At 38.8% G+C, this 12846-nt stretch carries 10 protein-coding genes; 3 read left to right on the top strand and 7 right to left on the bottom strand.

The annotated features are described in order from the left end of the window. Positions 1–227: 227 nt before the first annotated feature. Positions 228–941 (bottom strand): hydrolase, encoded by a 714-nt coding sequence (locus tag O1449_RS03140; protein ID WP_269239145.1) that lies wholly within the window; start codon positions 939–941, stop codon positions 228–230. A gap of 195 nt (positions 942–1136) precedes the next feature. On the opposite strand from O1449_RS03140, the gene O1449_RS03135 reads away from it, so the two are divergent. Continuing rightward, positions 1137–1715 (top strand): peroxiredoxin, encoded by a 579-nt coding sequence (locus tag O1449_RS03135; RefSeq protein WP_269239144.1) that lies wholly within the window; start codon positions 1137–1139, stop codon positions 1713–1715. 52 nt (positions 1716–1767) lie between these two features. On the opposite strand, the gene ftn is transcribed toward O1449_RS03135, so the two are convergent. After that, positions 1768–2232, bottom strand: a complete 465-nt coding sequence (ftn, locus tag O1449_RS03130; protein ID WP_004663600.1) for a heteropolymeric bacterioferritin subunit Ftn — start codon at positions 2230–2232, stop codon at positions 1768–1770. Between the two features lie 352 nt (positions 2233–2584). Between ftn and O1449_RS03125 the strand changes: the two genes are divergently transcribed. Further along, positions 2585–3640 (top strand): SDR family oxidoreductase, encoded by a 1056-nt coding sequence (locus O1449_RS03125; protein ID WP_269239143.1) that lies wholly within the window; start codon positions 2585–2587, stop codon positions 3638–3640. Between the two features lie 70 nt (positions 3641–3710). Here the strand turns inward: O1449_RS03125 and O1449_RS03120 are convergent, their stop codons facing one another. From O1449_RS03120 to O1449_RS03100, 5 genes are all read right to left on the bottom strand, one after another. Further along, complete coding sequence (locus O1449_RS03120; RefSeq protein WP_269239142.1) at positions 3711–4229, bottom strand: DUF6155 family protein; 519 nt, start codon at positions 4227–4229, stop codon at positions 3711–3713. Beyond that, a complete protein-coding gene (ligA, locus tag O1449_RS03115; protein WP_269239141.1) occupies positions 4226–6259 on the bottom strand; it encodes an NAD-dependent DNA ligase LigA in 2034 nt (677 codons plus the stop codon). Before ligA ends, O1449_RS03120 begins: the two co-directional genes overlap by 4 nt. A gap of 72 nt (positions 6260–6331) precedes the next feature. Further along, positions 6332–7318, bottom strand: a complete 987-nt coding sequence (locus O1449_RS03110; protein WP_269239140.1) for a cell division protein ZipA C-terminal FtsZ-binding domain-containing protein — start codon at positions 7316–7318, stop codon at positions 6332–6334. Position 7319: 1 nt separating this feature from the next. Beyond that, positions 7320–10829 (bottom strand): chromosome segregation protein SMC, encoded by a 3510-nt coding sequence (gene smc / locus O1449_RS03105; RefSeq protein ID WP_269239139.1) that lies wholly within the window; start codon positions 10827–10829, stop codon positions 7320–7322. Between the two features lie 10 nt (positions 10830–10839). Further along, the gene (locus tag O1449_RS03100; protein ID WP_269239138.1) at positions 10840–11535 is read right to left on the bottom strand and encodes a GntR family transcriptional regulator; all 696 of its coding nucleotides are present in this window, start codon (positions 11533–11535) and stop codon (positions 10840–10842) included. Between the two features lie 345 nt (positions 11536–11880). Between O1449_RS03100 and O1449_RS03095 the strand changes: the two genes are divergently transcribed. Continuing rightward, positions 11881–12846, top strand: a complete 966-nt coding sequence (locus O1449_RS03095) for a hypothetical protein (protein ID WP_269239137.1) — start codon at positions 11881–11883, stop codon at positions 12844–12846.

Below are 12846 nucleotides of genomic sequence, written 5' to 3'. Positions count from 1 at the left end.
TGCCGCCTGTTAAGCTGTGGTATCAAGGATGTACCATCAGCTTAACAAATGCCTTTGCTTACTTTGGGCAAAACCAAAGTAAGTCTAGCTGAAAGCTTATCCTGAAATTAAATTAAAACTCAGCACGACTCCGCCCTAACAGATTTAAAATCCGTATGCGTAATCTTAAACGTGTCAAAAACTAAAATATATTGCGAGAACGTTCAATTCAAGCAAGATTAAACCGTCTATTGAATAAAATCTTCAATTATCTGCACAGTCTGCTCAACCATAAAACAAGGAAAACCATGTGAAGCTCCATCAATCGAAACAACAGATAAATTCTTTGCAGCTAAATCTTTAGTTTTTGGGACAACTTGGTAAGGAATCAAAGCATCATGCTCTGCAAAGACATGCAACTGTCTACCTTGATAATTTTTATATATCTCAACCAGATTTAATTGCTCTAGCAACTTTAAACCTTGTCTAAGCAATGCAATCGGTTGTGGACGAATCAATCTCTGCATAGCCACGAAGTCTTTTTTTGCCGAACTTGTACCTTGACAGACCAATAAGCCAAACCGTTTTAGCGTGGTAATGGCATCCTGTTCAAATGATTCTTTAAATTGCATAAAAGTTTCAACAGGCATGGCAGTCATCCAATCTGCTTGAGCAACAAAACATGGATTCGATGCTAAAGTGATTAAAACTTTCTGTTCTGCATCTTGTTGTTGTATTTGATTGACCAAGATTGTTGCCAGTTGTCCGCCAAGCGACCACCCGACAATTACATCATATTTAACCGCAAGTTCAACATGCTGTTGCAAGATGTCACCATCCAGCGCATTAAAGATATTGATCCGCTCAACCACATGTCCTTGTTTCTCTAAAGCCTCATGTAAAGGTTTTAATAATTCGACACCACCGCCCCATCCCGTGATGAGTAGAATCCTATAAGTCACGTGCTTGCTCAATTCCAAAAACTTGAATGCAGTATACTCTCCGATTTATACGAGTCATTATTTTCCTAATCAATCCCTTTCATTATGCTTTGCTCAAAAGACACCATAAAACGGATCAAAATTCTTTAAAGAATTTTCTAACCCATATGGTTTCGAAATTTGCTAAAGTAGAGTTTATTACACTTTGAGATCAACATGATGAATACGATAAAGTCCAAAGTTATTATTTTATGCAGTTCGTTTTTTTTACTTGGTATCCCTAGCCTTAGTACAGCGCAAACTTCTATTTTTTCTAAGCAAAATACAGCTCAAAAAGAATGGGTGGGACAGTCTGCGCCAGATTTCAAACTACAAGATCAAAGTGGCAAATGGCACACTTTGAACCAATATAAAGGCAAGTGGATTGTACTTTATTTCTACCCTAAAGATGACACTGCGGGATGTACTCAAGAAGCGAATCAATTTAAATCACTTTATCCTCAATTCTTAAAGTCAAATGCAGTAGTTTTGGGTGTCAGTTTGGATGATGTTGCATCACACCAAAAGTTTTCACAAAAGCTTGGTTTACCGTTCCCAATTTTGGCAGATGAAAAAGGCGAACTTGCTGGAAAATTTGGCATTGTTAGAAACCTCGGGATTACAAAAATTGCTAAACGTGAGAGTTTCTTGATTAATCCTCAAGGTGCAATTATGTATCACTACACGAGTGTGAATACGCAAACGCATGCTGATCAAGTATTAAAAGATTTAAAAGATGCTCAAATTAAAAAATAGTGCTTAAACAAAAAAACTCAGCATCTGCTGAGTTTTTCTAATTCACAAAAACTTAAATTTGCGATTGAATATAGTTTTGCAAACCAATTAATTCAATTAAACGCAATTGTTTTTCTAACCAATAGGTATGATCTTCTTCTGTGTCCGAAAGCTGCTGACGCAACATATCACGACTAATGTAATCACCTTTATCTTCACAAAGCTTAATGCCTGTCGCTAGTTTTTCACGCACATGATATTCAAGTGCTAAATCAGCTTTTAAACAACTTACAACATCCGTACCCACATTGATGTCTTCACGATTCATATTAGGTTGAGCACCCAAAAATAAAACACGACGAATGATTGAATCAGCATGTGAAGCTTCTTCTTGCATTTCATGATCAATACGCTCGTAAATTTTACTTAAGCCCCAATCTTCATACATTCTTGAATGAATTAAATATTGATCACGAGCAGCCAATTCACCGCCAATGAGCATATTTAAATAGTCGATGACTTCTGGATTGCCACGCATAATACTTACTCCCTATCGAATAAGTCTATTATGGTGAAATTAGACAGCAATTGCAAAAATATTATGTGTAAGTTTATGATTTTTATCAAATTAAAATGAGAAACATACGCATTTACAGTTCTAATTAGCTTAATTTATCCAAGTAAAATAAGCCTTTGCATAAGATTCAAAAACCATCTAAAGCATAATTTTAGGAAAAATCTGTTGTTTGAATTTTTGTAACGATTCGCAATGCTTCTTATTCAGTTCGGCTTTTAAGCATAAATTATAAAAAATGACTGTTCAGCCGTTGTTTGTTTGAGCAAAATTCGTTAAATAACATCAATCACAAAAACATTATGCGGAAATAACAATGGACAAAAGTAAACCAATATTAGTCACTGGCGCAACAGGTTATATTGCTGGCTGGATTATCGAACGACTGCTCAATCAAGGCTATAACGTTCATGCAACAGTTCGGGACCCATCAAAGAAAAATAAAATTCAGCATTTATATGATATTGCAGACAAGTCATCTGGAAAAATTCAATTTTTCAAAGCAGATTTACTCGAAGCACATTCTTTTGATGAATCCATGCAAGGATGTGAAGTCGTCATTCATACAGCATCACCTTTTGTTGTCACTAACTATAAAGATGCGGTTAAAGACATTATTGAACCTGCAGTCAAAGGTACAGAGAATGTCTTAGATAGTGTAAATCGTACAGAATCAGTGAAACGTGTGGTTTTAACCTCAAGTATTGCTTCAACTTATGGTGATGCAGTTGAAATTCAAAACACAGCAAATAATGAATTTGATGAGAACCATTGGAATAACACCAGTAGTGAAACCCATCAACCTTATCCATATTCAAAAGTTGCTGCTGAACGTAAAGCTTGGGAAATGGCCGAGCAACAAAATCGTTGGAGTCTTGTTTGTATCAACCCTGCACTGGTGATGGGACCATCACTCACTGATGCAAGTCAATCTGGCAGTATCGAAGTTTTACAACAGTTCGGGAATGGCACAACATTATTTGGTGTACCGCCAATGTGGAATGGAATCGTAGATGTCCGTGATGTTGCAGATGCACATGTTGCTGCGGCACTCAATCCTAAAGCGCAAGGTCGCTATATCATTTGTGGCGGAACATTAAGTTTGCTCGAAATGGGCAAAGCCTTAACGCAAAAATTCGGTTATAGATACCCATTCCCACATTTCACTGTACCTAAAACAGCATTCTCTTTAGTTGCACCCGTATTTGGTCATTCACGCCAATTTGTCAAACTGAATATGGGTTATCCAATCTACTTTAATTCACAGCGTAGTGTGAATGAGTTAGGTATTCACTATCGAGATATCCGTGGCAGTGTTTGCGAACATTTCCAGCAATTACTCGATGATGGCATTGTGAAAAAATATATTTAACAATAAAAAGCCTATTCAACCACATCGGTTTGAATAGGCTTGTTTCTTATACTTTTAATACTTTTAAGTATTAATCATCAAAATAATCACTATAAGTTTCACATAGTCCATCATGAAACCCCCAGCCAATGCCATCTGTATCGTGACAAATTTTTGTTGCTCTTTGTTGAAATTGACTTTCTACATTGAGCTGCTTCATCCATTTCATTGCCTGAGCAAACATTGACTCCATGCTATTATAAAATGGCTCATTAATATCGCCATACATGTTGGTAAATTTTACTCCAGTTTCAACATAATAGATTGCAAGATCAACTAGATGTATATTTAATCCATTGAGCTTTTTAAAGTCCATAACCGCTTTTCGTGCGACAGATAACCGTGCATCACCAAATCCATGTTTGGGCAAAAATTCATCTTGAATTATTTTTTTATATTTAGAAAGTACGTCATTTGCCCCCTCTGCACTTATCTGTGAATCATAAAAATCTCTGACTACTGAAAACTGTTGATATAGTTTAACAATTTCTTGAAGCAATTCTTTTTCAGGTTTTGTGGCCAGATGGGCTTTCAATGCTTTAATACTCATTCAACACCTCCGTATTGCGCCAAAAAGTCTAAAAACTCTTGTTCATTCATCACTCGAATTTCTAATTTCTGTGCTTTATCCAATTTGCTTCCTGCTTTTTCACCTGCAACGACACATTTGGTTTTACTGGAAACACTACCACTGACACGTGCACCCAAAGCTTGTAACTTCTGTGTCGCCTCATCACGGCCCATGGTTTCCAGTGTGCCTGTCACCACCCAACTCTCACCATTCAATGGTTGACGTGTCGGAGCAGTTGGTGCATCCCAATGAATCCCCGCTGCCAATAAACGATCGAGTACTTCAATGTTATGCGGTACTTGGAAAAAATCTGCAATCCACTCCGCTGTAATATCACCGACATCAGGCGTTTTCTTAAGTGCTTCAACATCGGCAGCTTTCAAAACATCCAAAGTTTGGAAGGTATTGGCTAACATACGTGCCGTGGTTTCACCTACACCACGAATACCTAAGCCATAAATAAAACGTGCCAAAGTCGTTTTCTTACTCGCTTCGATGGCATCAATCAGGTTTTGAACGGATTTTTCACCCATTTTCTCGATAGTCAATAAGGTGTCACGATGTTCATGCAAATGATAAATATCGGCAACATCTTTGAGTAAATCGAGATGTAATAACGACTCTACCCAACGATCTCCCAAACCTTCAATATCCAAGGCTTTACGGGATACAAAGTGACGAATGGCTTCAATCCGTTGTGCCGCACAATATAAGCCACCCGAACAACGTGCTAGTGCTTCACCTTCTGGCATAACAACAGGCGATTCACATACAGGGCAATTCGTCGGAAGATGTACCATCTCCGCATCAGTAGGTCTAAATTCAGCCCAAACTTTTTCAACTTTCGGAATCACATCACCCGTACGGTACACACTGACCGTATCGCCAACGCGTACGTCTAAACGATGAATTTCACCAATATTATGTAGAGTCACATTGGAAACAGTTACACCTCCCACAAAGACGGGTGCTAAACGTGCAACTGGGGTAAGTGTTCCAGTACGTCCGACTTGCCAATCAATATTTTCAACTTTGGTCAAGGCAGCTTGTGCAGGGAATTTATAAGCGGTTGCCCAACGCGGTTCACGACTCAAAAAACCCAATTGTTGTTGTTGTTTCAGATCATCGACCTTCACCACCATGCCATCAATTTCAACTTTTAAATCTGGACGTTCTTGTTGAATTTGTTCATAACGTTGTTGTACTTCTTCAATCGAAGCACACAAGAATTGACGCTCAGCGATTTCAAAACCAAATTTGGTTAACCAATGTAAACTATCATGCATCGTTGCGAGACCATGACTAGGCTCACACTGAGCAATACCGTAAGCATAGAATGCCAATGGACGTGACGCAGCAATATTTGGGTCAAGCTGTCTTAAACTTCCTGCCGCGGCATTACGTGGATTCGCAAAGGTCTTATCACCTTTCGCTTCCTGATCGGCATTGAGTTTTTCAAAGCCTTGCTTCGGCATCAACACTTCACCGCGGACTTCTAAAAATTGTGGAATCGCTTGATGCTGACCCGATAGAACTTTTGGCAAGTTACGAATGGTTTTAACATTTTGGGTAATGTCTTCACCTGTCTCACCATCACCACGAGTGACACCACGAACCAGTACACCATTTTCATACCAAAGTGAAATCGCCAAACCGTCAAGCTTGAGTTCAACTTCATATTGAACTTTTTGGTTCGGTAAACGTTCATCAATACGGCGTGCAAAAGCAAATAGATCATCTTGATTAAAGACATTTCCCAATGACAGCATGGGAACAGCATGGGTCACACTTTCAAATTTTGACAAGGCTTGACCACCGACTTTATTGGTCGGTGTATCTGCCTGAATGCATTCTGGATGTTGTTGTTCTAAAGCTTTAAGCTGATGAAATAAATGGTCATATTCACTATCAGAAATGGATGGCTCATCCATCACATAGTAAGCATGGTTATGCTTTGCAATCAGTTGAATTAACTGACGCATTTGCTCAATAACTGAGTTGTGTTCCATTTAAATTTCACCATATAAAAGGGCGGAAAAACCGCCCTATAATTTTTTACTGAATTTATTATAAAAGATTCATTAGACGGTTGCTTGATTTGGACGGTAATCAATCACATGATGACGCCAATGTTCTTTCAATTGTGGCGTAAATTCTAAATTATTTTCATCATAGACTTTGCCATCGACTTCACGCGCAATTAAGCCTGCAATACTAGTCATCATGTCATAGCCAGTCACAGCTTTGCTATTTGGCAGTGCAAGGAAGAATGCTAAACCTTGTACTTGCTCACCAGATAAACTTTCTAAATCAAAGCCAGCAGGACCATTGTCCGTCATTCGCAATACAGAGAACATCAATGTGCTTGGCTCTTCTGTATTTTCATAACGGTGGAAACACGACATTTCACCAAAGCGGAGACCATATTTCAGCAATACTTTTAATGCTTTATCGCCCGACAACGCACGGCGTGGATTTGGAAAAACATTCAGCGCAATAATCTGCTCAGCTGTTGCTAATGCACTTTCATCATCATAACGTTGCTGTTCATGTAAATGCACATCCAAGATATTACTCTCACCATCAAATTCTTCAATTTCAACAGTTGCAATATTTGGATTTAAACTCAGTTCTGGCTCAACTTTCGTTTCATCAGCTTTATCTAATAAGTCTTCATCATCAGATACCTCCACTACTCGTGGTTGATCTTCTGATCGTTCAATGCTTGTATTGATTTCAGTATGAATGACAGGCTCAGCCGCAACTTTTACCGTTTCTTCAGCTTTCTCTTCTGCAACAGTTTGTACTGGTGCTGCTTGAATATCTACTTGAATAGTTTCTGCTTTAAAACTTGGTTCAACCCGTTCAGTTGTTGAGATTACAGTGTCTTTTTGTAGAAGCTGCTCTCGTACATTACGCGGGATCACAGGCTGATTGCTGTCAGAATTAATATGTAAATCAGCGTCTAATGATGGCTCAACTGTTTTTGGTTTTCTCAAAACCATTGCTAACCCAACGAGCATAATCACAACGGCGATAACAATGCCTATTATTGTATTCATTTCCATACTAGGACTCCGAAACTAACCCGTATTCTTTTGCCTGTTCTAAATCGACAGTCACTAATTTTGATGTGCCCGGCTCTGGCATGGTCACTCCCAGTAAATCAGTTGCCATTGTCATCGCCAATTTATTATGTGTAATGTAAATGAATTGCACTTGTTCAGAAAGCTCTTTTACCAAATTACAATACCGCTGTACGTTGGCATCATCAAGTGGTGCATCAACTTCATCTAATACACAGAAAGGTGCAGGATTCAACCTAAAGATCGCAAATACCAATGCCAAAGCAGTTAAAGTCTTTTCACCACCTGAAAGTAGTGCCAAAGAACTATTACGTTTGCCAGGTGGACGTGCCATCAATTTCACCCCAGACTGCCAATCATCCTCAAGACTTAAGGTCGCTTCACCGCCACCAAATACCTTTGGAAACAACACTTGCAGCTCTTGATTGACCTGATCAAAGGTGGTCATAAATAATTTACGTGTTTCTTGATCAATACTTTTCATCGCATCTTTGAGCTGATCAACCGTATTTTGTAGATCTTGCATCTGATGACTCAGTTCATCAAAACGCTGTGACACGTCTGCATATTCTTGTGAAGCTGCCAAGTTTACCGCACCAATTTTATCAAATTGTTGCAATGCTCTTTCTAATTTCTGTTGATGATCTTTTATTTCAATCGAGAGATCAGATAAGGCATCGGCATTGAGTTCTTTGAGCTGTTCCAGATAATGCTCACGATCTGATTTAGCAGCTTGCCAAGCCAAACGCTTTTGCTCTAACTGCTCACGCACCTGCTCATCTTTTTGCTGTGCTTGATGACGTTGTTCTGTCAATTGCTGCTGTTTCTCTTGGACTTGATTCAGTTCAAGTTGCCACTCATTCCAATTTTTTTGCAGCTTTTCTGTTTGCTGAAATTGCTCTTGGAATTGCGACTCTAAGTTCGGTAATTCAAGCTGAATCGGATCAACAAACTTTTTCGCTTGCTCAATCTGTTCAATGATTTGTCGATATTGGGTTTTCAGAAATGAAATATCTTTTTCGAGCAACTCAATTTGCTGATTGGCTTGCGAGGTCTGGCGGCGCAAAGCTTCACGTTGCTGCTGCTGTTGCGTCAACTGCTGTTGTTGCTCATCCAACTGTTCATTCAGATTTTCGACCTGAAACTGTAAAGTCTTATAATTCGGTAATACTGCTTCTAATTTGAGTGCAAGTGCATGTAAATCAATTTCCAAATCATCACGCTGCATGGCATCTTCTTCAAGTTGCACATCGAGCTGTTTAAGTTGATCTGCTAATTGCATCTGCTGTAATACAAATGCCTGTGCCGTACTTTGTAGTTTGGCAATTTGTACATCAAGCTGTTGCTGCTCTTTCTGCTTTTGTTTCAGATTTTGCTGTTGTTGCTGTAAGTTGTACTGTTGCTGTTGCAACCCTTGCTGCTGTTGTGAAAATTGATGTTCCAACTCAAGCAATTGTGCTTGCTTCTCCGCAAGCTGCTGTTCAATTTCATCTAAACGGATTTGATGGCTGAGCATCCCCTGCGCACTTTGGCTGTCTTCATCATAATGCAGACCAATCACCCAATCTGCTCCGACATGATAACCATCGAGGCTTAAAATTGACTGCGCTTGAATGAGATCAGATTGATAATTTAATGCAGTTGCTAAATCTTCAGCCACGGCAACATTTGACCAGAGCGAAGATTGCGGGGCTTCGATCCAATCACTTAAATAATCATTAAATCCACCCCAGCCCTCCTTTATAAAAGGAGGGAGTTCCCCTCTTTTTAAAAGAGGTGAGGAGCGATTATAGCTCTGCAAGGGAGATTCTGTTTTTAACTGTCGAGCCACACCTTCCTGAAATGACTGTTCACCATCCAGTAAATGCGCTTGCAACCACTTGGCCAAGAACTTCTCAATAATGTTTGCATGCGCTTTAGCTTGAGCAGTTAAACGTAGGCTTTGCATCAATCGAGCTGCATTTTGATCATGCTTCGGGCTCTGCTTCGCCACCAATTGATTTAAATTCTTTTGTTCAGCCAATAAAACCTGAATCTCAGTTTTCAAGTTCTGTACATCGGCCTTCTGCAACTGTTGTTGATCTTGCTGTGTCTGAACACCCTGCTGTAATTGCTCAATCGCGGTTTCTAACGCAATTATTTCCTGTTGCAGTTGCTGCTGTAATTGTTCTAACTGCGCCTGTTCATCATCCTGAACCTGAGCACGAATCTGAGTGCTTTGCGTTTGCAAAGTCTGCTTTTGCTGCTCAATCCGCAGAACATTCTTACCCAATTGCTCAATTTGTGCAGCCATCTGCAACTTTTTTTGTTGTTGCTGATCGACTTGAGTTTTCAGTTGTTCAAATTGCTGCTGTGCTTGCTTATGTTGGGCTTGAACATCGCTAAAATTTTGCTCAGCAGTTTGCGTTTGCTGCTCTAAGGCAAGTAAGCTTTCGTTTTGCTCATCAAATTGAGTTGTTAAAGTTTCGACCTGTAATTCGGATAGTTGCAAACGCTCTTTGGTTTGTAATTTTTGCTGTTCAAGTTGAACCAAACTACTGCTGTTTTGCTGGAATAAACTCTGTTTTTGTTCCAAAGTCATTTTTAATTCAGACAACTTTTTCTCGGCCTGTTGCCATTCATGCTGCAAAGGTGAAGATTGCTGAATTAAGCGTTGGAATAAAGCACTGGTGGCTTCAAGATCGTGTTCAATGGTCTGTGACTCAGAACGAACCAACTTAAAGTTTTCACCCAGCGCCGTCATTTCAACCGTATATTCTTGTTGTAACTTTTGACTTTGATTGGCTTGAAACGAAAGAATCTCAATTTTTAATGTACGGATCTGCCCTTCTAAAGTCTTGTATTGAATCGCGGCTTCAGACTGACGTTTTAATGTTCTGAGTTGTGATTTTAGTTCAGCCGCAATATCGTCTAAACGTGCCAAATTCTGTTCAGTATGTTCTAAGTGCTGTAAGGTTTCACGACGACGTGCTTGATAACGAGATACCCCTGCGGCTTCCTCAATAAACACGCGCATTTCTTCAGGCTTGGCATCGACTAAACGGTTAATCATACCCTGTTCAATCACCGCATAAGAACGAGGCCCTAGACCTGTACCCAAGAAAATATCGGTAATATCACGACGGCGACAACGCGTGCCATTTAAGAAATATTCAGACTTACCTTCACGCGTCACTTGGCGACGGACTGCCAGTTCGCTATAGGCATTATAAGACCCACCTAATTTACCGTAGGTATTATCAAAACGAAGTTCGACACTGGCAACCCCGACAGGCTTCCGTTTAGCCGTTCCAGTAAAAATGACATCCTGCATACTACCGCCGCGCAACTGACGTGCATTGGATTCACCCATCACCCAACGAATAGCATCGATGACATTTGATTTACCGCAACCGTTCGGTCCAACCACCGCAGTACGGTTTGCTTTGAAATGTAATGTAGTACTATCGGCAAAAGATTTAAAGCCTGAAAGTTTTAAACTGCTTAAACGCATACTGCCCTAACTAGCGGCGTGAGCGTCTAGCCCAAGCCAATTCAATCTGTTTCATACGTGTCAGAGATTCCAACACAAGGTTACGTAAGTGTCGACAAAAATCTTCCATAAATAAAGCCGCTTGTTGTGATTTTCGGATCAAAATAGCATCAATCACTAACTTAAACAGGGTAAAAGATTCCTGTAATTCACGACGTGAAGTATTTAAGGTTAAAAAGTAGCTACGACGTAACGAAGGCAACAATTCTTTATAAAATTGCATTAAATAGGGATTCGCCACCATATCATGCTGATCTGCTAAATATTTAAAAATCGAATCGTAGAATTTTTCAATATCCCCGGCACGTACAAATTCAACCAGTTGATCTAATAAGGTCTGTAGCTGTTCAGCCTCGTTAACTCTCCAAGTCTCACTAATTCGTTGCACAATATGCCCAAGTAGCATGACATTGGTATCAAACAGAGCTTTAACTTGTTGAGCTGACATTTCAGAAACAATTGCACCACGTCGTGGGAAAATTTCAATTAAATAAGTACGTTCTAGTAGTAGCAAAGCTTCACGAACAGAACCTCGACTCACATCTAATTCTTTCGCAATACGTAGCTCTTGAATACGCTCTCCCTCAACCAGCTCACCACTAATAATTTGTTCACTAATATATTTTGCAATCTGTTCAGAAAGACTATCAGCCTCTTCGAGATTCATGATCCCCTCGCTATCGTTGTTATACGCATATTCCAATGCTATTTGCGCTTTTTTGTTTTAACTGATCTCACTGCATAAATTCTATATCATTGTCTAACAATTTTATTGCTTTTTAAGTCAATCGAAAGATAAAAACAATACTTTTAGAAAATATTTGATTAAAAAATTAAATCACTTATCTTTAAGATCAATGAGTTAAGCTTACGAAATCGTGCTAACCGAATATCTGAAAATTAGTTTATTTACCAAAATTTATTGATATAAATCACATAAAATAATATTATTACCGATACAAACACATTTTTATTAATTTTACTGAATTGATCAGTAATTATGAGTAGCATTATGAGTGTTCATCAAGCTGTTAATATCGCAATTTTTGGGCTCAGTCTCAGAACATTGAATGAATTAAAAGAACATATACAAACTGCTATTCCTAGTCATATCCAAGTCAATTGGAGCAATATTTCTGAACCGCAGCTCGATATTTTGATGATCAATCATGTTTTTTTTGATTCACCGAATATCAAAAGCTTAATCAAAAATAACCATATTAATGTTCTACAAATTGCCAATGATGCAAATAAAAATAGTTCAATCGAAGATGACATTCTATATCTACCATTGAATCATCTTCACTCATTACATCAATGGCTAAATGAGCGCTTATCTAAAAATGCTGCGATAGAAAAAGCATCCCCACCTCAAGCAACCAATACTACAATTCATCGCAAACAGATTAGGGAAGTTCTACAAGAAATCCTTAATCCTAAAAATGGGAAAATTCAGTTATTTGATAACAATGGTTTAGTTGCAATTGCAGACGCTCGTAACGAATGGATTTGGCAAAATCCGATGCTACAAACATTACATACAGATCCAAGCTTGAATTACACCTACGCCACACAAAATGACCAACTTTGGATCACTGAGACTCCACAACAAGATTTAAAACAATGGTTATGGAATTTAATTTGGGCATCAAAAGATTTTAATGAACTTTGCCCCCCCTCTGCATCAAGTTTCTATTTAGAGATTTGGCCACAACCGATAAATAAAATTGAGCGGCAAGATATTTTACGTATGGCTGCTTGTTTTGCTAAAGGGGCTGAAATTTCAGTTGTAGCCAACCAATTAAAATTACCGGAACAGCGCGTCAAGCAATTTGTCGCAGCAAGTTTAGGTGCAAATTACGGCAAAATTATCAAAGATAATCAAGCCAATTTTCATCCACAAAATAGTCAAAATATGACTGAACAAAATTTTATGAAAAAACTGTTTGGTCGATTACGTAATCGTTTCGGCTTCTAA

Source organism: Acinetobacter sp. TR3, assembly GCF_027105055.1.
GTDB lineage: Bacteria > Pseudomonadota > Gammaproteobacteria > Pseudomonadales > Moraxellaceae > Acinetobacter.
This window is presented reverse-complemented; position numbering and strand designations above follow the sequence as displayed.